The organism is Photobacterium proteolyticum (genome assembly GCF_001939735.1).
GTDB lineage: Bacteria > Pseudomonadota > Gammaproteobacteria > Enterobacterales > Vibrionaceae > Photobacterium > Photobacterium proteolyticum.
The window spans coordinates 1-20,348 of sequence record NZ_MJIL01000049.1; the positions used below are offsets into that span (position 1 = coordinate 1).

16 protein-coding genes and 1 pseudogene are annotated in these 20,348 nt (G+C 47.7%); 12 read left to right on the top strand and 5 right to left on the bottom strand.

The window, feature by feature from the left end:
- Nucleotides 1–109 precede the first annotated feature (109 nt).
- Nucleotides 110–616 carry a DUF3016 domain-containing protein gene (locus BIT28_RS05395; protein WP_075762623.1) on the bottom strand — a complete coding sequence of 169 codons (507 nt, stop codon included), beginning with the start codon at nt 614–616 and terminating at the stop codon, nt 110–112.
- A 313-nt stretch (nt 617–929) separates the two neighbouring features.
- On the opposite strand from BIT28_RS05395, the gene BIT28_RS05400 reads away from it, so the two are divergent.
- The 7 genes and pseudogenes from BIT28_RS05400 (at nt 930) to BIT28_RS05430 (ending at nt 8,494) form a co-directional block, all read left to right on the top strand.
- Nucleotides 930–3,011, top strand: a complete 2,082-nt coding sequence (locus BIT28_RS05400; RefSeq protein WP_083651742.1) for a sensor histidine kinase — start codon at nt 930–932, stop codon at nt 3,009–3,011.
- Nucleotides 3,012–3,086: 75 nt separating this feature from the next.
- On the top strand, nt 3,087–3,470 hold the full coding sequence (locus tag BIT28_RS05405; protein ID WP_139310440.1) for a hypothetical protein: 384 nt from the start codon (nt 3,087–3,089) through the stop codon (nt 3,468–3,470).
- Between the two features lie 216 nt (nt 3,471–3,686).
- Nucleotides 3,687–4,250 carry a hypothetical protein gene (locus tag BIT28_RS05410; protein WP_139310441.1) on the top strand — a complete coding sequence of 188 codons (564 nt, stop codon included), beginning with the start codon at nt 3,687–3,689 and terminating at the stop codon, nt 4,248–4,250.
- A gap of 418 nt (nt 4,251–4,668) precedes the next feature.
- Nucleotides 4,669–4,776 (top strand): annotated as a pseudogene (locus BIT28_RS30335) (IS30 family transposase); the annotation flags it as partial.
- A 193-nt stretch (nt 4,777–4,969) separates the two neighbouring features.
- A complete protein-coding gene (locus BIT28_RS05420) occupies nt 4,970–6,325 on the top strand; it encodes a DUF3943 domain-containing protein (RefSeq protein ID WP_075762627.1) in 1,356 nt (451 codons plus the stop codon).
- 412 nt (nt 6,326–6,737) lie between these two features.
- Entirely contained in the window at nt 6,738–7,271 is a 534-nt protein-coding gene (locus tag BIT28_RS05425; protein WP_089153659.1) for a GNAT family N-acetyltransferase, read from the top strand.
- 50 nt (nt 7,272–7,321) lie between these two features.
- Complete coding sequence (locus tag BIT28_RS05430; RefSeq protein WP_075762629.1) at nt 7,322–8,494, top strand: MFS transporter; 1,173 nt, start codon at nt 7,322–7,324, stop codon at nt 8,492–8,494.
- A 115-nt stretch (nt 8,495–8,609) separates the two neighbouring features.
- On the opposite strand, the gene lhgO is transcribed toward BIT28_RS05430, so the two are convergent.
- The 3 genes from lhgO to BIT28_RS05445 form a co-directional block, all read right to left on the bottom strand.
- Nucleotides 8,610–9,869, bottom strand: a complete 1,260-nt coding sequence (gene lhgO, locus BIT28_RS05435; protein ID WP_075762630.1) for an L-2-hydroxyglutarate oxidase — start codon at nt 9,867–9,869, stop codon at nt 8,610–8,612.
- A 63-nt stretch (nt 9,870–9,932) separates the two neighbouring features.
- Nucleotides 9,933–12,062 carry a TRAP transporter permease gene (locus tag BIT28_RS05440; RefSeq protein ID WP_075762631.1) on the bottom strand — a complete coding sequence of 710 codons (2,130 nt, stop codon included), beginning with the start codon at nt 12,060–12,062 and terminating at the stop codon, nt 9,933–9,935.
- Between the two features lie 60 nt (nt 12,063–12,122).
- A complete protein-coding gene (locus BIT28_RS05445; protein ID WP_075762632.1) occupies nt 12,123–13,139 on the bottom strand; it encodes a TAXI family TRAP transporter solute-binding subunit in 1,017 nt (338 codons plus the stop codon).
- Nucleotides 13,140–13,687: 548 nt separating this feature from the next.
- Here BIT28_RS05445 and BIT28_RS05450 point away from each other — a divergent pair.
- A complete protein-coding gene (locus BIT28_RS05450) occupies nt 13,688–14,065 on the top strand; it encodes a RidA family protein (protein ID WP_075762633.1) in 378 nt (125 codons plus the stop codon).
- Between the two features lie 598 nt (nt 14,066–14,663).
- Complete coding sequence (locus tag BIT28_RS05455; protein WP_075762634.1) at nt 14,664–15,995, top strand: SLC5/6 family protein; 1,332 nt, start codon at nt 14,664–14,666, stop codon at nt 15,993–15,995.
- A gap of 84 nt (nt 15,996–16,079) precedes the next feature.
- Here the strand turns inward: BIT28_RS05455 and BIT28_RS05460 are convergent, their stop codons facing one another.
- Nucleotides 16,080–17,432, bottom strand: coding sequence for a sigma-54-dependent transcriptional regulator (locus tag BIT28_RS05460; RefSeq protein WP_075762635.1), 1,353 nt, complete (start codon nt 17,430–17,432; stop codon nt 16,080–16,082).
- A gap of 409 nt (nt 17,433–17,841) precedes the next feature.
- Between BIT28_RS05460 and BIT28_RS05465 the strand changes: the two genes are divergently transcribed.
- From BIT28_RS05465 to BIT28_RS05475, 3 genes are all read left to right on the top strand, one after another.
- Nucleotides 17,842–19,464, top strand: coding sequence for an ABC-F family ATP-binding cassette domain-containing protein (locus BIT28_RS05465; RefSeq protein WP_075762636.1), 1,623 nt, complete (start codon nt 17,842–17,844; stop codon nt 19,462–19,464).
- A 103-nt stretch (nt 19,465–19,567) separates the two neighbouring features.
- On the top strand, nt 19,568–19,786 hold the full coding sequence (locus BIT28_RS05470; protein WP_139310442.1) for a hypothetical protein: 219 nt from the start codon (nt 19,568–19,570) through the stop codon (nt 19,784–19,786).
- Between the two features lie 274 nt (nt 19,787–20,060).
- Complete coding sequence (locus tag BIT28_RS05475) at nt 20,061–20,336, top strand: hypothetical protein (protein WP_075762638.1); 276 nt, start codon at nt 20,061–20,063, stop codon at nt 20,334–20,336.
- Nucleotides 20,337–20,348: the final 12 nt, after the last annotated feature.

The window sequence follows — 20,348 nt, forward strand, 5'->3', positions numbered from 1 at the left end:
TGTTATCGCTGGCATTCATGTTAATGTGGCTACCGATGTATTGTTGAACGCGAAATGTACAGCAAAGATCAACACGCCCTAATAGCCCTTTAAGTAAAAGGGCTTTTTGCTATTTGTTTCTTAGTGTTTTTCGTGCCCAGTCATGGATAAGCTGTTTTTCATAGGCTAAAGCTCTGTCTCTGCCCATTCCCCACACACTCGCCTGATAGTTCAGGTTGGTCAGCATCACAGTATCTGACTTCATTGCCGTTTTCCCCTGACTGATCTTGTAACTGAAACTGATTGAGGGAGCTGAAATACTGGTGAGTACCCGGATTTTTTGCCCGGTTTCAGCGCCATAGCGAATATCACCGGCAAGATCCAGGTTGTTCACTTTAATATTCAGGGTTTGATCCGGTGCCAGGTAAATTCGGGCCATATCACCGAAGTATTCACTAAGATTCTCGAAGACTTGCTGCTGGAAACGAGGCTGGTTGCCGCTGGATGATCTCACATCACGGTAGTTTTCAGGGCTGGCCCAGGTAACCGATGCTGGCGGAAAATCAAATGTATCATCGGCAATGGCTGTGGCGCTGAACAAGAGAAGGCTGAGTGGGAGCCAGGTTGTTGGTTTCATGAACGAGAGCCTCCGGTGGATACAATGTGTTTTCGTACCCAGTATGGTGATCAGCTTCGGTCTGGTCTGCAGAGCCGAAGCTCGATAGTTACTGTCATCTTTAAGTTTATCAAACACGCTGGCGAATGTGATTGGCCCCAAACTATCAGAGGTCTAGCGCCATTTCGCGCATAGATAGGCTCGACTTTGGCCTTTTCGCCTTGCAGACTGTGGAAAACAGACAGAATAAGCATGGATGCGGGGAGTCATTTTGTCTAAACGTTTAAGGCTACTGCTGACTACCTTGGTTGTGGCTATTGTCATCACTGCCGGGATGATTGCGACTAGAGAAGTAAGCCGCCAGTGGCTATTTGAAAATGCCCAGAATCAGGGTGAAGATCGCTTGCTCAAGTATGTCGGCGACATTCGCCGCGCACTCAGGCGCTATCATTACCTGCCTTATCTGGTAGCCGATCACCAGCTGAGCCGGGATTTGCTGGCCGGTGATAATAGTTTGCATGCCGATGTTGATCTTTATCTTGCCCAATTGGATAAAGCCGCCAATACCAAAGGCTGGTATATCCTGACACCCAAAGGAAAACAAATAGCCTCTAGTCGAAAGCACGCTAACTGGCATGAAGACGACGGGCAGGCTATTGCCGATAAACTTATCCGCCAGGGCGGAGAAGTGGTCACAGTGAGTAAGATTGTTGACGGAAAGGCCCGGTACTTTTTGGCCGCGCCAATGTACTCGAAATCCGTCGTGATCGGGATTGCTGTCGTCAAGGTCGACTTGAGTACCTTGACTGAGTCTTGGCTGGCTGAAAACGAGCTGGTATTGATCAGCCACAGAGAGCAGAAGTTTTTCCTGTCGAGCAGCCAGCGCTATAGTGCCGAGTGGCTTAATAGCCAGGCCCAGGGAATGGCACAGCAGCCTCCGAGTGTTATGCAGCTTGCCAGTGGTACGACATTGTCGACCTGGCAGCTCGGGCTGGATAACTATCTGGTGCAAACGGTTCAGCTTGATGATCTGAAATGGACTATTTATTACCTCACGCCTTTGAAAAAGCAGATACAAACAGTTTATTGGTTGGGGGTGAGTGCCGTTATCCTGATGGTGTCGATGCTGATTCTGGGGCTGTTCATCTATGAGCGGCGGCAGAAGTTGCTATCTAAACAGCAGTTACAAGAGCTGGTCATGGAGTCTGAATATTGGCTGCGGCGTATGTTCAGCAAAACCAATGTCGGGCTGATGCTGCTCGATAGCCGGGGAAAGATTGGCGAGATAAACCCGACGGCTATGCGCTACTTCAGTTTGTCGGACTCTGTGGTCGAGAATATTTTTGCCTGGCAGCTGTTTGAGACGACAGCCGGTAATTCAACCGTGATGCTATTGCTGAGGAACCTGGCCAACCACCATGAGTGGGGTGAAATCACTGGCGTAGAAGTGATGGCCCGACGCAGCGACGGTTCGCGATTTCCGGTGCTGTTTTCAATCACCTCGCTGCCCTGGCATGACGAAAGGCATTTTTTGATCACTGCCATTGATATCAGCAAGCGAAAAAAAGCAGAAAATGCCTTGCGGGCAGTCAATGAGCAACTGGAACAACGGGTTCAGGAAAGAACGAGAGCGCTGCACTCTGCCCAGGAAGAACTGGTCCAGAATAGCAAAATGGCTGCGCTGGGCAGAATGTCGAGTGCTATTACCCACGAGCTCAACCAGCCGCTTACCGGGTTGCGCACCTTGCTTTCCAGCAATGAGTTACTGATTGAGCGCGGAGAAACCAAGATGCTGCTCGCTAACATGAAGTTGGTGGAAACGCTGGTGGAAAGAATGGCAAACATGACCTCGCAGCTCAAGACGTTTGCCTTTAACCGTCCGGAACAGCTATCGGCCACGTCGTTGCCGGATACACTGCAGCAAATTTTGCGAATTCACCAGCAACGGTTGCAAGGCGTTGATGTTCGGATCCGAATTCCTTCCCATTTACCGGATGTACTTGGTGAGCCTCAGCGCCTGATGCAGGTATTGGGCAACCTGATCAGCAATGCCCTTGATGCGATGACTGATACTGTTCAACCTGCCTTGGTTATTACAGCTTCAGCGCAGGGGACGCAGGTGATCATTCAGGTGATCGACAATGGATGCGGGGTCAGCGAATCTATGTTGGACAGCATGTTCGAGCCGTTTCAAACCAGTAAAAAAATGGGCGAAGGACTGGGGTTGGGGCTATCAATCACCGCCAATAGCATCCGTGATATGCAAGGGTCCATCCGCGCCGCCAATAACGTCGATGGTAAAGGATTGCGGGCGGCGGGGATGACATTTACGATTGTGATGCACATTTTCTCTCATAAATCTGCGTATGAGGCAGCCGAGCATGATTCAGGGCATAACGCCCTTGAAGCGGACTAGGCCTTCGTTGGTATTGCTTTTACCCGCTTGGCTCTCATATTTGCTACCAGGGCTCCGGCAAGGATAAAGCAAATATTGAATGACCAGCTGTTTATGCCTGCCAGCGACAGCGTTATTGATGAGATCAGTGGGGCACTGACACTGAAACCCCAGCAGCAGGTCATCAGACAGCTGGAGAGCCTCAATCCAGTATTAATCCATCCTGAGCAATTCAAAGTCGGTAGCCGGAAGAACTGCCTTGGAAAGGGCTATTTTAATTTGGGAAAACAGGTGGAAATTTTAAAGAGGGTTAAACTGAACAGAATTTTGATAAAGGCGTTTCATGTTTTTTTTACTGATGGTTTTGTAAATTGCTTTCTATTTAACAAGATTGGTGTCTTGTTGTTACTGAATTTATTTAGTCAACAAATGAAAAGGGTCATCAATGGTGACCTTTTTTGTATGTATATCAGAGATTGAGTGTTACACGATCACGCCCGTTCGTCGTTAATTTAACGTAACAGGCATAATTAACATTGGATTTTTTGATGCGTATTTCGTTGAAGTCACTCTTTAAGGGTGGGAAAACCAACGGTACGTATTAAATACTTATTTGTTGGTGTTGTGTGTGTTATGTATTTGAATGTTAAGGGGAATTGGGATTATCTTATGTTTTAATTTAAAGTTTATAGTATTATGAATCCAGTATATGTTTATAGATTAGATTTTCGCCCACCATCAATAATTTTAAAGGATGGTTTTGTTGGGTCCAAGAATGATTGGATGAATCACCTATATGGTATAAATACAGTCTTTTGTGCCAAAACATTGAGAGGGGTTTCACGATTTTTTCTTGAGTCATTGTTAGATCGCCGAGCTGATAACAAACAATATTCAGATGGTACATTTGCAAAAGGACCATTTAAGAGTGATATTGATACTATATACAAAAAACCCAAAGAGGTTTATGTCTACCAAGTTGATATTGCAGGCTATGAATATACTGACGTGGTTAAGGACTTGATGCCCGAAGTGATGAAGCCGAAAATGATAAACCCAGGCTCCAGGCTATTAGCATTTCAAGAAAACAAACGCCTTAATGCCGGATTTTTAGATTTTAATGAAGACTACTGGTATGCAAAGTTACATTATTACTTAACAGACTGTGCAATACACACTGAAGAGATCATAGTGAAAGGACCTATTAAGCCTAAACGGATTAAGTGTTTTCAAACACTACCGATGGAAAAAGTATTTTAACCTATTGATGAAGCTGCGTTTCTTTAAAATAACCAATGAAGCCAACATCTTTCACAGCGTCCACTAGGAGCTTAAAATTACCCTTAAGCAATGCTACTTCGATTTTTTGTAAAGTGGTCTTTGATACGTGGAGCATGCAAACGGTTCTTAACGTATTCGGTTTTATTTTAGTGCCTTGTGAGCGGGTAAGGCGAGTTAGATGGTTCGGAGTAGCTTAATTGGGGAGTGAGCATTTTACGTAACTTTAGTTGAACTGATTTCTGAGCGAAAAAAGCCACCCATCTAGGTTAACTCCTATCATTTAAGGTGTTTGGAGCGATCTGGATAGTGAGTCTTATGGATACGAACGGTCCTGGATTTGGACCGTTTTCCGTTTAGGGGGGCGCATATTTCGGTTGTGACACAACCCTGCTCCCGCCTGTATCAAGCAAAATGTGACGCCATTGCTAAACGATTAAACACTCACCCACGCAAACGACTGGGCTTTAAAACACCAGAGGAATGCTTCATTGGATATTACAGTTAAGTGTTGCACTTCAAACTTGATATCAGGGTTCCTTGTGAGAATTTGTGATAAATAACTGGTTAGGTTGGAAGAATACAAATGACATTGAACTATACTGACTAGATTGCTTTTTGAATTAATAGCTTAAAGATCTCAATAATAATAATTTGCCCTATTTGGTGCTTGATATTGATGAGCAGAAGGCGATCAGGTTATGCAAAGTCAGTTTCACCTACCTCTGTTGTTTTTTTCACTTGTTGTTGTGAGCCCGGCCTTCGGTGATGAAAATGACGCCTTGTTTTCTTCATCACCCTCCCAAACAGGTTATAGCAACTCAAGTTGGGAAGAGCAGCCCAGGTCTGACGGTGTGTATGACTCCCCATATTCGGTAGCGCTGTTTTCGGCCCCAAATGGTGAAGACGCTGATCGGCTTTGGTCACAGACCAAATCGGTTGCCTGGTATGGCGTGGGAGTTGCCGGTGTTATCGCTTTGCTGCCGGAAGATATTTCGAACTGGGACAGCAGCAGTGAACGCCTGATGGAAAAATGGTGGAAGAATGTCAAAGACGGTCCGGTTTGGGATCGGGATATTTGGTATATCAACTATATCGGCCACCCATATTTTGGTGGTGTTTACTATCAGGTTGCCCGAAAGTCCGGTTATCGACAATGGGATGCGTTTGTATACTCTTTTCTGATGTCAACGTTCTACTGGGAGTATGGGCTGGAAGCCTTTGCAGAGGCACCTGCTATTCAGGATCTGGTGACAACACCAGTGCTGGGGTGGGTATACGGTGAGTGGGCATTTAACAAGGAGAGGGAGATTATTCAGGGAGGCGGTAAAGTCTGGGGCTCCTCGTGGGTAGGTGATACGGCACTGTTTTTCCTTGATCCGGTCGATAGCATTGGCCGTGGTATAAATAATCTGGTTGGCAGGGATGTTATAAAGGCTGGCACCGGCTACATTGGCTTTCAGGATGTTCCGATGTTAAACGGAGAAGTGGATACCCAGTTTAAGGTCAACATGAGTTACAGCATCGGTGAGGGAGAAACAAGTCCAGCGCTCAAGCGGCGCCGGGAATATACGACATCCTCTGTGTCAAATGATCCGATTGATTACAGCGTTGTGGGGATTTCGATTGGGGCTCGATATTTGGATCTTGACAGCGACTGGCAACTTGAAAATAGCTGGGCGTCAACTATTAGCCTGGGGGTTTATTTTACCCCGCAGTTTTCTTCTCGATTGAATTATTCTCGGGTTGAAACACCGAGCACGATTACCAAAGCAGATGTAAGTTATGAAAACTACAGTTTTGATTTTCAATATTATTTTAATAGCAAAGAAAAACTGCGGCCTTATCTGAATGCCGGTATTGGTGAAACCTTGTTGGAAAAGAGTGTTGATCTCAAAACATTCCAGATAAACGCTGGCGCTGGTTTGCATTATCAGTTTCATGCTAATTGGGCACTGCTTGCCGATTGGTCTCACTATTACAGTACCAGTACCTCGACAAATGATGACCTTTTTTCAGGGCAGCTTGTATATCGATTTGGCAGAGGGGAGCGCTAATCGAACATCTGTTCGCTAAATATATAGCCTCGACAAGCAAGCCATAGCGTATACCCAAGCTACCTCAAGATACTCGTTTCAGCGAGAATTACTTGGGTTGTGGCAGGGCCGCGCAGGCTAGGCTCCGATTAGAAAATCTAGTGGCTCTATATTAATAATCGGTAACAACGCATAGAAGCCCCTATCTACTTAAAAGAACTGGAACTCGCCCTTTGGGAGTGAGCCAGTTGGTTCGGCATTCCGACGCCCATTTCTGTGTCAAATAACGTTGAAAGGGGTTACCATTCCTACCGTCATTTTCCTTGAACTGAGCTCGCTGGTCTCACTCTGAATCCTGCATCTTGAGGTAGCTTGGGTATAGTGTCAATGCACAATAGCACATAATTTTTGGTATAAGCCGAGGAAAAGTAAGGTGATTAGTCTAGATACGCCAAGGTTGGCGATGCGGCAGATAGTTGAGGCGGATTGGCCTTTGTTTTGCCGGCTGCTTAAGGAGCCCAAGGTGATAGAGTTGGCTTTTGATCAACCCTCTCCAGATGAGATACAGGCTCGATTCGACAGTCGCCTTCCGGAGTGGACTCATAACTCCGAGCACTGGCTATGCCTGATAATTATCGAAAAAGAGACTGGTAAGTCGGTGGGGGTAACCGGGTTTCAAATTGATCAACAAGATCGATCTCGGGCTGAAGTCGGTTACCTGTTGCTGCCTGAATACCATGGCAACGGCTACGGCACGGAATCGCTGCAGAGGTTGGTTCAGTTTGCTGTTGAGGAGCTTCATTTGTCATGCTTGACCGCTACGGTAACAGATGGAAACGAAGCATCATGCAGGGTGCTGGAAAAGTGTGGATTCGAGTTTAGCCAGCGCATTCCTGATGCCTACGAAATCAGGCAGCAACGTTACGATGATCTTATTTATACCTTAGCTGTAAATAAAACCCTGTAACAGACTGCCCGTATCAAGCTTACTATTAGCAATGACGAATATGGATGTTTATGAAATCTTTGCCATGGAATGCCTGGCTGCTTGCTTTGGTTCAGCCTTTTGTTCTATCTGTTGGTGCGCTTAGTGTTTTTCTTGGCGGGATAGTCGGTGCTCAGCTACAGCCGACGCTTGAGCTGGCAACCTTACCGGTAACGGTGTTGATAATCGGTGTGTCACTGAACATTTTTCCCGCCGCGAAAATCCAGCATAGGTTCGGTCGGAAAAATGCCTTTATTGCGGCAGCACTGATTAGCAGCGGTGTTGCTTTTGCCGCCGGTATTGCTATTGAGCAAGAAGCCTTCTGGGCGTTTACTGCGTGTAGTTTTATGCTGGGAACCCAACTGGCGTATGTCAGCCAGTATCGTTTTGCGGCCATTGAAAGCTGTAAGGACCCTAGCCAGCACCCTAGTGTGGTAAGCCTGGTATTGGTGGGGGGCATCGCTGCTGCCGTTGTCGGGCCTGAGTTGCTAAATGTCGGGCAGTTTGTTCCTGTCTTTACGTCTGAATATGCGAATGCATATAGTGCGCTGGGGATCATTGAACTTGTAGGTGCAGTGATATTGTGGGTGGGCATGAAGCCGATCAGTATCAGGGAAGACAGTATCAAGAATGGTAGCGATCGTCCTTTATCTCAAGTCCTAAAGCAGCCTTTGCTCTGGCTTGCGCTGGGGGCCGGATTGACGGCCTATGCTGTCATGGCGTTCCTGATGACAGCGACGCCGCTGGCCATGCAGCATCACGGTCATGATATCCAGAGTGCCAAATGGGTGATTCAGAGCCATGTTGTTGCTATGTATTTGCCATCGCTTATTACCCCGTTAATCATAAGGCGTATTGGTACCTTCAGGCTGATCTTTGTAGGTTGCATGATCATGCTCGGTTGTATTGCGATAGGGTTGCTCGGGCAAAGTGTACATAGTTACTGGTGGGCACTGGTGCTGCTTGGTATTGGCTGGAACTTTCTATTTATCAGCGGTACGACTTTGCTGCCCGGTACCTATCAACCACATGAGCGCTTCAGGGTGCAGGCCATCAATGATTTTTCTATTACGGCTTTTCAGGCGGCGGGTTCATTAAGTGCCGGTATGGTGCTGTTTACCCAAGGCTGGAGCTGGATGCTGGTGGCATCGGTTTTTCCGGTAATAACCTTATTGTTGCTAAATACCGTAGTTAAAAAACGCTAGAGAAGTCTTGGTGAAGTGATGTAATTGGCTGCGGTTGATTGATGAAAAAAACACACGCGAAGAGTACCCTCGCGTGTTTTTGGCCGGTAAGGGGCTGATGAAAGTGAAGACTGAATCAGGCCGGCTCCGCAACAGATTCAGTGTTTATTTCCTTTGGGGCCGTGGGCTCCTTTTCGGCAACCTTGTCGCAGATATAGTTACCGATAGGAATTGCCGAGGTGGCGGCCGGTGAGGGGGCATTGCACACATGCAGGCTGCGCGGGCTTTCGGCAAACAGGAAGTCATGAACCAGGGTGCCGTCTTTCAGTACTGCCTGCGCCCGGATCCCGGCCGGGTAGGGTTCAAGATCGCTGGCTTTGATCTGCGGGCAATACTTATTGACCATTTTCAGATAGCCGGGTTTCCACCATGAATTTTTTGTCTCTATCAGGCCGGTTTTCAGGTGCTTGGCTGTGACTTTCCAGAAACCGCTGAACTGGATCATATCCAGAACATCTCTCAGGCTGATATTGATCCGGCCATAGCCTTCACGTTTCCAACCTTGTACCGCATTGGGGCCGACCGTAACGGTACCGTCGATCATCTTGGTAAGGTGCACACCCAGGAAAGGGAGATCAGGATCCGGAATCGGGTAGATCAGATGATTAACCACATTGTTGAATTTCGGTGCCAGGCGATAGTATTCCCCGCGGTAGGGAATGATCTGAAAGTCAGTCTCGATATTGAGCATCTGTGTCAGGCGATCGGCCATCAGGCCCGAGCAGGATATCAAGAACCGGCAATCCAGCTGGAAAGGCTGGCCGTCACTTTTGCAGCTGACCGTAATTTTCTCGGCCGATTCAGACAGGGCGACCACTTCAGTACGTTTCGACACTACGCCACCGAGCTGAATAAATTCTTCGGCCATTTTCTCTGTGATTAGTCGATAGTTAACAATACTGGTCGATTTGACGAAGATCGCCCCCAGGCCGGTAATGTTCGGTTCTTTTTCTGCAAGCGCCGCTTGATCGAGCAGCTCGACATCAATTCCGTTTTCATGGCAGCGCTCATAAAGCGCATACATTCTTTCAAGCTCCAACTGATCTGTCGCGACCAGAAGTTTGCCGCAGTTCTCAACTGGGATTTCATGCTTGTTACAGAACTCAAGGGTACGCTCGACACCGGCTTTGCAGAAGTTTGCCTTCAAACTGCCCGGCGCATAATAGACACCGGCATGGATCACTCCGCTATTGTGGCCTGTTTGGTGCTGGGAAAGGGCATCTTCTTTTTCGACCACCAGAATGGATTTTTGCGGATAGCGTTGTTGCAATTGCCAGGCGGTTGAAATGCCGACAATGCCTCCACCGACGACAATGTAATCGTATATCTTGTTCACAACTAAAACTCCCTATTGGCACCCGGAGCGGATAGCTCCGGGTAGCATGTTTCCTGTACCTTGTTATGACTGGGATGACGGAGTGGCAGCCAGCTGCTGCTGGCGATCTTTTCGACCGCTATAGATAAACAGGGCCACGAACATAATAGTGGCTACAATACGGGCAGTTAGCGGCAGGTCAGGCCATACCAAGACTACCCCTAGTGTGCCAAGTAAGCCCCTCAGGAACAAATTAATTTGGCCTTCCAGATAGCCTTCTATCGCCCCTATCAGGGCATAGGTGCCAACAGTGGCAAAAAAGCCGACGGTGAGCACTGAAACCCAGTCCCAGCTAACCAGTGAGGTATAGGCAATTAATAAAGGGACCAGGTACAGGCCTTTGGCAATTTTCCATGCCGTTAACCCTGTGCGCATGGGTGGCGTTCTGGCAATGGTTGCCGCGGCAAAGGCGGTTAGGCAGACCGGCGGGGTCACGTTGCTATCCTGCGACAGCCAGAAGATGATCAGGTGGGCGGATAATAGGGCCAGGCCGACTGTTTCCAATCCCAGGCCTTGTTCCAGCAGGGTCCCCATGAAATCTGCCGGTACCAGTGCCAATAGCTGCTGGGCCTTTTCCAGGCTCATCGGCTGGGTCAGGGCTGACAGCTGATCAGGTGCGGCAAGCATAAAGATGGCTTGTGCCTGTTCTGGCAACTGACCATTTACCATCACATCCAGAAGCTGACTCTCAGCAAGCAGTTTGTATAGGGCCGGTGCCGACAGAGTACCCAGTACAATATAGGCGGCAGTCACGGGTAATCCCATGCCGAGGATCAGTGAAGCCAGGGCGATCAGTACCAGCATGATGATCAGGCTGCCACCTGCCCAGTCATTGATCATCAGTGAGAAGGTATTACCGATCCCCGTTGTACTGATCACATTGATCACCAGGCCAATCCCGATGAGTAGCACGGCGGTCGTCGCCATGTTTCGGGCACCTTGCGCCATTGCCTCGATAATAGCGGTAAGCCCCATTTTGTTCGGTGAAAGCCAGGAGGCAACAATGACAGAGATGATGGATAGTCCGGCGGCATAGGTCGGGGTAAAGCCACTGACCAGTAAGCTGACAAGTACCCCTAGCGGGATCAGGTTATGCCAGCCGGAAAGCAGTACTTTCAGGAACGGTGCGGAGGAGGTCGTTACCTGATGGACACCGCTGCGCTTGGCTTCGATACGGACGAAGAAAGCCACGGAGAGAAAGTAAATGAGGGCGGGCACCACAGAAACAGCAATGATATTGACGTAGGGTACCTGCGTGTAGGAAGCCATAATAAAAGCGCCTGCTCCCATTACAGGAGGCATAAGCTGGCCACCCGTTGAGGCTGCGGCTTCGACACCGGCGGCAAACCGGGCGGGAAAACCAGCTTTGCGCATGAGCGGAATAGTAATAACACCGGTCGAGACGGTATTGGCCACACTGGAACCCGATACTGAGCCCATCAGCCCGGAGCCGATAACGGCAATAAAGCCTGGTCCGCCGATGATTTTTCCGGCTGCAGCCCGTGAGACATCAATGATGTAGTCGCCAACACCGGAGCGGACTAAAAAAGCACCGAACAGGATAAACATGAAGACAAAGCTCCAGCTGATCCGCGAGATCGAGCCAAACATGCCTTCGGAGCTGTAGAAACTGCGGTAGAGCAGCGTTTCAAAGCTTAGCCCGGGAAAATGGAAGATCCCCGAGATCCACTGCCCCCAAACGACAACATAGCTAAGGCACAAGACAATAAGTACAGGAATAAACCAGCCAATAGTACGGCGGATAAGTTCCAGGACAATCACAATTGCCAAAATTGCAAAGACCCAGTCGCTGGCGATGAACTTCACTCCGCGCTCGTACAGGGCATCTTCGGCAAAGGGTATATATAGCAGACAGGCCAGGGCCCCCAAGGCGATGAGGATATCAATGCCAAGTGCAAGTTTACTGCGCTTGAGGCTGTGATGGGCCGGGTACCACAGGGCACAGATAATAGCGAAACCGGCAAAGTGGGTTGCTGATACCCAAAGCTCCGGTAACGTGGCAAGAGTATTGAACCAGATATGAAGAATGGACAGCACGACACCCAGTACTGTGATTACGGACGTCAGCCATGGAAAGTCTGTCCGTGTCGGCAGCTCAAACTGCTGCAGTTCTTGTTCGGTGGAATTGCTCATGATGATGCTCCTCGAAACCCGCAGTACTTCCTGTACTGCGGGATCTCGGTTGATTTACGATTACTGTGCAATCAGGTGGGAAGGAACCTCGATCCCCATTTCTTGGTAGTAGCGTGCAGCACCTGGGTGCAACGGTACGGGCAGGCCGTCAATGGCTTTCTCGATCGCCATCACCTTAGTGGTTTTGTGTATGCCGTTCAGGAACGGCAGGTTCTCGTAAATAGCTTTGGTAAGCAGGTAGACATCGTCATCTGCAATATCTTCACGTACCACAAGGAAGTTCGGCTGGGTAATGGTGGTGACCGGCTTGCTCTGGCCCGGGTAGGTGTTGGCCGGGATAGTGAACTTGGTCCACAGGCTGTATTCGCTGTTGGCCTGTTTGATTTGCTCATCGGTAAATGACAGGATTTGAATCTTCTCGCCCATTGCGGCAAAGGCGCGGGTTACGGCACTTACCGGTACCCCCGCAGGTGTGTTCATGCCGTCAATCGCACCGTTTTGCATCGCATCGGCGCTGGCTCCGTAACCAAGGTAGGCAAGGTTGAAGGTATTAGGGTTGATATTTAGCCCGGACATGATTTGGCGGCCAGAGCCTTCTGTTCCTGAGTTTTTCTTGCCGATAGAAAATTTCTTGTCTTCCATTTGCTTCAGATCGGCCACGGTGCCTGTTTTGGCCAAATCGGATCGCACCACGAAGTGCTCGACGTTTTGCCACAACATAGTTACAGAGCGAAGCTGTTTCTGGGGGCCGCTTTTCTCAAAGCGCCCCTGACCGTTCCAGGCCCAGGCACCATAAAGCCCCTGCAAAATGGCAAACTGGGCTTCATTCTCATTGAGAAGCTTGACGTTTTCGCCCGAGCCCGCGGAACTGATGGCTGCCAGAGAAAACTGATGTTTGGGTTCTAGTTTAATTTTGCTTAACGTAGCGAGGGCTACACCAACTGGATAGTACGTACCGCCGGTTGAAGCTGTCGCCAGGATATAACTGCGGCTTTCGGCTGCCTGCGTTGCTGTGGAGAAAGCTCCCAAGGTTGAAGTGGCTACAATGATTGAGGTGATTAGTGCTTTTTTAAACATTTCTTAACGCTCCATGTAGAAGTACCAGTTGTTCACTGTGAATTTGTGCTTAGTGACGTTTTACACTCTATAGTCCAATAGCAAGCGGAGTGCCAACTTATAAGTAATTGAAATTATAGAGATAAATAATGTTTGCAAATAAAATGAGCAAGATCTTGCTCATTTGGTGTCTTGAGCGATGAGCGGAAACTTGCCGATGGATGGGGCTGATTATGGGTACTTGTAACCAATATGTTTACTTTTGGGCGGGGTTATGTGAAACGGTTAACAAATCAGGCTGACAGAGGAGTAGGCAAAAAATAGCCTATTGTTAATTTCAGTAGGGCACAGCCCAGAGTGATGGCAACTTATAAGCCTCGCTAAACTGTGATGTTACCGACAAAATTATCTTTTAGGAAATATTTGGAGAAATATTTTCTACTTTTAAACGTATAAGCAGCATTATTGGTGAAGGTTTTCCCCAAATGAAAGCGTATATTACTTCCATGATCTAAATAGCGATAAGTGATCGCTGTTTTTCAATGGCACTATATTGAAAGTAGGAACTCATGGTAGAAACAGTAAATACAGAAAAGGCACCTGCAGCCGTTGGCCCGTATGTTCAGGCGAAGAAGTTCGGAAATATGCTATACACTTCTGGTCAGTTACCGCTAGATCCTGAGACGGGCAAAATGCCAGACGATGTTGCTGCTCAGGCAAAACAATCTCTGGCGAATGTTGAAGCGATAGTCAATGAGGCTGGTTTGACAAAAACAGATATCGTTAAGGCAACCGTTTTTGTAAAAGACCTAAATGACTTTGGCATTGTTAATGAAGTTTATGCTGCTTTCTTTGGTGCAAATTGTCCGGCACGTAGTTGTGTTGAAGTTGCGCGTCTTCCTCTGGATGCGAAAGTTGAGATTGAAGTTATTGCCGTTTCTGAATAATAAATAGCAATAGAAGGAAAGCCCGCATATGCGGGCTTTTTTTTGCCTGTTTTTAGATGCTGAAATAAATACAAAAGTTTTTTAACAAAACCACAACCTGTATAGCCGCTCACCACTTCTCCTAATATTATGGCCTGTTATTATTTTCTCCTGTCTGTTTTATGCCCTTTCAGTATAGAGCTATTATTCCTTATGGTTGCTCCACATTGTTCTGTAATTAATAGAATGATAAATATGTGATGACCATCCTGTTTTTCAAGTGGTTAATAAGTGTTTGTTAATCTGTATTTTTGTTCGAATTTTGAATTGGATCAAAAGTTTATCATGATATAGTTAGCTCAAAATTATCCTGAATCAAACTGGAGAAAATTATTTTGTGCGTGAATGAGTTCATGGTTAAAATATTCTAATTACCTAGGTATGAAATAGAATTTTGAAATTTTTTTCTCTCTTTCAAAGCGTATGCTTCCAATTAATGAATAGCACAGGGTGTGACTTAATATCATCGTAATATTGCAATTGTTATGGTGGTGTTGATGTGTGTAAATAATAATGAATATCTTACCAATAAATTCCTACAACATTGGAGCACAATAATATGAGTGATCAACTCAATACAAGTACGACGATTATAGATACCGGGAGTGCCGAATTACACGAAAAGGCAAATATGACCAAAGCCGAATGGAAAGAGGCGATCAAATTCGACAGTGTTGATATTGGCTGGATTGTCATGAGTATCGGGATGGCAATCGGTGCAGGCATTGTATTTCTTCCTGTTCAGGTTGGAGTAATGGGACTGTGGGTTTTCCTGCTTTCATCTGTTATCGGCTATCCTGCGATGTATCTTTTCCAGAAACTATTTATTAATACGTTGGCAGAGTCGAAAGAATGTACAGATTATCCTGGAGTGATAACCGGTTATTTAGGTAAAAACTGGGGAATGGCATTAGGAGCATTATATTTTGTAATGCTGGTTATCTGGGTATTGGTCTATTCCCTTGCGGTGACTAATGACAGTGCTTCCTATTTGCATTCTTTCGGGGTAACTGAAGGCCATCTAAATGATAATGTATTCTATGGTCTTGCCTTAATCTGCGTTCTGTCTTTTATAGGTTCGAAAGGTGAAAAGCTACTGTTTAAGCTATCTGGCTTTATGGCTGTAACAGTATTATCTCTAGTTGCTATTATGGGCGTGTTGCTTGTGGCGCGTTGGGATATGGCAAACGTTCCAGAGGTGGGTGCATGGGGTTCAATGTTGAAAGATGCAATTATCACCTTGCCGTTTACGCTGACTTCGATTCTCTTTATCCAGTCACTAAGCCCAATGGTTATTTCATACCGTTCTCATGAGAAATCTATTGAGGTGGCGCGCTATAAAGCATCAAGAGCAATGAAAATCGCTTTTGCTATCTTGTTTGTTATCGTGTTCTTCTTTGCGGTGTCTTTCACCTTCGCAATTAGCCAGGAGCAGGCAACAGAGGCAATGAATAAGAACATTTCAGCGCTGGCTATTATCGCTCATTACTTCCCGGGCAGCTGGGCAACAATTGCTGGCATTGTTATCAATATCTTTGCGGTTGTGACGTCGTTCTTCGGCGTTTTCCTGGCGTTTAAGGAAGCGTGTACCGGCCTATGTATGAATATGCTTCTGCGTAAGTATGACGAGTCTGCGATTGATAAGAACCTAGTGAACAAGCTAGTGACGGTTTTCATTATCTTGCTGGCATGGGGCGCGATTGCCATTAATGCCCCAATCTTGTCTTTCACTTCAATCTGTAGTCCGGTATTTGGCTTGGTTGGCTGTTTGATCCCTGCTTATCTGGTACACAAGGTACCACACTTGGCCAAATATAAAGGGATGGCGACCAATATGATTATTGTTACCGGCATCCTGCTTTGCATCTCGCCGATACTGGCTTTCATCTAAGATTGACACCGTAAGAAAAAGCGACCTCCGGGTCGCTTTTTTAGTATTGGCTACCAGCGATATGTCTTTGCAGGCTATGCAAGGTTATTCGGTGTAATCGCTTCGGTAGAGTCCGTATTTCTGCATCTTCTGATTGAGAGTCCGACGTGGCAGGTCGAGCTCCTCCATGGTATCTATGATGCTGCCGTTATGGCGCTGCAGCGTTTCATGCAGGACTTTGCGTTCAAAGTTCTGGACCTGAATAGCCAATGGTAGGGAGGCGCTGGATGGTTCTGTAGTGAGGTTCGGGCGGGCTGCCAGAATTTCACCGACAGTCAGTGAGTTATCAAGGGCAAAGCGGGTGGCGACATTCTTTAGCTCGCGGACGTTACCAGGCCAGGGATAGCTGAGCAGCGCTTGTTGATCACTTGGACTCGCTTTGCGGGTGCCGCTGTGTACTTGCTGGGTATAGTGTTCGAACAGCAGCAAAATATCATCGCCACGCTCTGAAAGAGGAGGCAAATAAAGTTGTGCCACATTGAGGCGATAAAACAAATCCTGCCTGAATTCCGGATGAAGCTGCAGATCTTCCTTCGCCGCAGCCACCACACGGAGATCGGTTTTGATTGCCGTGTTGCCGCCAACGCGCTCAATGGTGTTTTCCTGCAGGGAACGCAATACTTTAACCTGCATACCCGGCGGCATACTCTCTACTTCATCGAGGAACAAGGTGCCCTTGTCGGCAAATTCCAGTTTGCCGATCCGACGTTTGATGGCCCCGGTGAACGATCCGGCTTCATGGCCGAACAGCTCACTTTCAAACAGGTTCTCCGGAATTGCTGCGCAGTTCAGTGGTACAAACTCATGTTTGTTGCGCTGGCTTACCTGGTGCAGGCAATGGGCAACCAGTTCTTTGCCGCAGCCGGTTTCACCATAAATGATGACATTGGTATCTATAGAAGCAATTTTGAGTAGCTGCTGGCGCAGGTTAACCATTGCACCGCTGCGGCCAATCAGGATCCTTTCCAGTCCTTCAGCCTGTTCGAGATAGCGCTCCCTCTCGTCGGAGTTAACTTGCGTTTTTCTTCTTTCCTGTGCCCTGGCGACGGTCTCAAGCAGCCGCTCTGGATTGAAAGGTTTTTCGACAAAGTCGAACGCCCCTTTATGCAAGGCTTTAACTGCCATATCGACGTCGCCATGGCCGGTGATCAGGATCACCGGTATAGATGGATTATGACTCAGGAGCTGGGGAAGCAGCGCCATACCGTCGATATCAGGCAGCCGGACATCACTGATGATGATCCCCGGAAACTGTTCGGGGATCTTGTCTAGCGCTGACTGGCCGTTGGCGAACTCCAGTACCTGATATCCCGCGAGCTGCAGCCACTGGCTGGTGGCCTGTCGAACGATGTCATCATCCTCGATGAGGGCAAGATGCATATTTTCCTGATGCGACATACGGTATTTCCATTTACTGTTTTGGCTATAACTGTATTTTGGAATAGTAGTTATCGCAATCAGGATAAGGGCGCGCTGTTACAGAGTGTGATTTGGCCTTAATTTTCTGCTGCCAGGAAATTCATAGATTGAAAACGGCCATAGAGCCTGTATAGAATAGCGCCATCATTTCATAAGGAGTCTACGCCACGATGAACAACTAACACCTGACATCCTTTTATTCTTTTTTTGGATCCTCAGGGTTAGTGGGCGTAACTTCGTCTCTGCTATTGCCAGTTAATTGTGTGGCCTCCTGCTTCGGGCTGGTGGCAGCTGCCGGTAATCAGCCTTACTCAAATGTCATTTCGATTCGTACAAGGATCGCACCAGGACAGTTACCCATTGCCCCTGAATTGCTTCAGGAGGTTTTATGACCTTACATCATTCGTCAGTGTTGGCGCAGTCACTCGCGGTTAGTCATGATAACGGCGAGTCATTGTTCAGTAATATTAGTTTTTCTTTGGGATATCAGCTTACCGGGCTGGTCGGGCGCAATGGTGTCGGTAAGTCTGTGCTAGCCAGTGTGCTAGTCGGTGATCGCATACCGGAAAGCGGTAAGGTGGTCTGTAATGCAAAGGTCGGCTATTTATCGCAGATAACCCGGAAGCAAGAGCGCCGGGAACTCGGCACAATTGCTGATTTTCTCCGTATGTCAGCCAAGCTGAAAGCGCTGGGGAGAATCGAACTTGGCAGTTGTGATCAAGCTGATTTCGATTTGGTTGGCGATGACTGGGGAGCCGGGGACGCACTTTGCCTCCAGCTTCAAAAGATGGGTTTGCCCCCCGAGCCTTTCAAGCCATGTTGTGGACTTAGCGGCGGGGAGCTAACCCGGTTGATGCTATGGCAGCTCTTTGGTGCCGACTATGATTATTTGATCCTTGATGAACCCTCCAACCATCTTGATCGTGCTGGTCGGCAATGGCTTGTTGAACAGATGCGTGCGTTTGATGGCGGGATCTTGCTGATCAGCCATGATCGGCTGCTGCTTGAACATGTCGATGAGATCATAGAGCTAACTGTAGAGGGAATTCGACATTATGGGGGGAGCTATACTTCCTACACCCGTCAAAAAGAACTGCAACATGCAGCAATCGAGCGCTCTGTGGTCAACGCTGAAAAGCAGGTGCTGCAAATTCGTAAGCAGTATCAGCGAAATATGGAAAAAGCTCAACAGCGTGCTGCACAGGGAAACAAATTACGACAATCCGGCAGCCAGTCAAAGCTATTGCTTGATGGGATGCGGCAATCGGCGCAGCTCTCAGCTTCAGCCCGTAAGGTACAGTTTGCCAATCAGTTGGCACAAGCGGAACAGACAGCTTCTGAACTAAAAGCCCAGTTTGAGCAAGTAAAGCCTCAGCAGCTTGTGATTAACCAATCAGAGCGGCGAGCTTCTTCTGTACTGGCACTGATTGCCGTGAAGCTTCGCTACGGAGAGGGCAGTGCGATTAACCTTTTTCTGCAGTATGGCGACAGGCTTCATCTGACAGGCAGTAATGGCTGTGGCAAATCGACTTTGCTGAAAACTATTACTAGTGAGCTAACGCCTGTAGCCGGCCAAATAAATTGCACTGCACAGATCTGTTATCTGGATCAGCATTTTAGTTTACTGAATGAGCAGCAAACCGTACTCGAAAATTTACAGCGGCTTTGTCCGGTCTATTCGAATACGGAGCTGAGAACGATGGCGGCCGGGGTCGGCTTTCGCCGTGAGCGGGTAGATTTGCCAGTGGCTGCACTTAGCGGCGGCGAGAGGATGAAGGTCGCGATGCTGGTGGTCAGTCACCAGAAAGGGGAAACTCTACTGTTGCTTGACGAGCCTGACAATCATCTTGATCTGGACTCCAAACAGATACTCGCACAGGCACTCGCTACCTATCGGGGCAGTTTGATCCTCATCAGCCATGATGATTGCTTTGTGAAGGAAGTGGGAACCACTCGCACTATAGCGCTTGGTGATAGCAAGAAGTCTAGCCCGGAGAAGGCAATGTTCTAAGAATATGGATCATACTGATCTTGTAAGTCGGAAAGCAGGAGAGTCGCGGTTGGTTCTTGGCGGCCGCTGCCTCATCCTGACAGACAACAGCAGGAGAGAAACTGTGCTGAAGAAAATTCAAGAATTACAGTTTTTTAAGCTCTTCGGACTAATCGCCGCGTACTTTATTTGCTCTTTGTTGCTATACCGGGTTTTCAGAAGCGTCGGCCATGGTGACGAGGTGTTGTTTGGACTGGGTATCGCGTCTGTAGCGGTAACAGGCGTACTGTTCTGGGCACTGATGGCGATGAGAAAGAAAGGCAAATCCAAACGGGATCTTTGAACAGGCCCACAGGTGGTGTCTCGGCGGCTGATACGGCAATTGCCTACGATGCGGCAGTGGCCGGAAATATACACGCTAGGCTCTGGATATCAGCGACTATAATTAGTGAGTAAACTCGCTAATTGTATCTATTCTTTCAGATACACATAATTTTGCCCGATCAGTTATGGTTGGGCTTTGTTTTTTGTTTGCAATCTAGCCTGATTGACAGTCTGGCTGATCTGGCCCATCATGAGATTTCTTTAACCTTCTGACTTTGACAGGCTTTCTTTATATGACGATTTCTGCGCATTACACCGGTGTGAACATGCTCAATCAGGCGCAAGGCATGGCAACAACGGCAGCGAAAGATATTCAGCAATCAAGCTTGGGCGCACAGAGTTCAGTAGAGCAAGCCTCAGAGGTGAAAGGAGCTGCCCCAACTAGCATCAATAACCCCATCGATGCCAGTATCGATCTCATTCAGGCTCAGACATACAACCAGGCGGGTGCCAATGTGATCCGCCGGGCTGATGAAATGACTGGGACACTGCTGAACATGAAAGTCTAGCCTGACAATGGC

Bases quoted from the DNA above. Each gene is read 5' to 3' on its own strand.
- BIT28_RS05395 (WP_075762623.1), bottom strand. From the start codon at position 616: ATGAAACCAACAACCTGGCTCCCACTCAGCCTTCTCTTGTTCAGCGCC.
- BIT28_RS05400 (WP_083651742.1), top strand. From the start codon at position 930: ATGATTGCGACTAGAGAAGTAAGCCGCCAGTGGCTATTTGAAAATGCC.
- BIT28_RS05410 (WP_139310441.1), top strand. From the start codon at position 3,687: ATGAATCCAGTATATGTTTATAGATTAGATTTTCGCCCACCATCAATA.
- BIT28_RS05420 (WP_075762627.1), top strand. From the start codon at position 4,970: ATGCAAAGTCAGTTTCACCTACCTCTGTTGTTTTTTTCACTTGTTGTT.
- BIT28_RS05430 (WP_075762629.1), top strand. From the start codon at position 7,322: ATGAAATCTTTGCCATGGAATGCCTGGCTGCTTGCTTTGGTTCAGCCT.
- BIT28_RS05440 (WP_075762631.1), bottom strand. From the start codon at position 12,062: ATGAGCAATTCCACCGAACAAGAACTGCAGCAGTTTGAGCTGCCGACA.
- BIT28_RS05445 (WP_075762632.1), bottom strand. From the start codon at position 13,139: ATGTTTAAAAAAGCACTAATCACCTCAATCATTGTAGCCACTTCAACC.
- BIT28_RS05450 (WP_075762633.1), top strand. From the start codon at position 13,688: ATGGTAGAAACAGTAAATACAGAAAAGGCACCTGCAGCCGTTGGCCCG.
- BIT28_RS05455 (WP_075762634.1), top strand. From the start codon at position 14,664: ATGAGTGATCAACTCAATACAAGTACGACGATTATAGATACCGGGAGT.
- BIT28_RS05460 (WP_075762635.1), bottom strand. From the start codon at position 17,432: ATGTCGCATCAGGAAAATATGCATCTTGCCCTCATCGAGGATGATGAC.
- BIT28_RS05465 (WP_075762636.1), top strand. From the start codon at position 17,842: ATGACCTTACATCATTCGTCAGTGTTGGCGCAGTCACTCGCGGTTAGT.
- BIT28_RS05475 (WP_075762638.1), top strand. From the start codon at position 20,061: ATGACGATTTCTGCGCATTACACCGGTGTGAACATGCTCAATCAGGCG.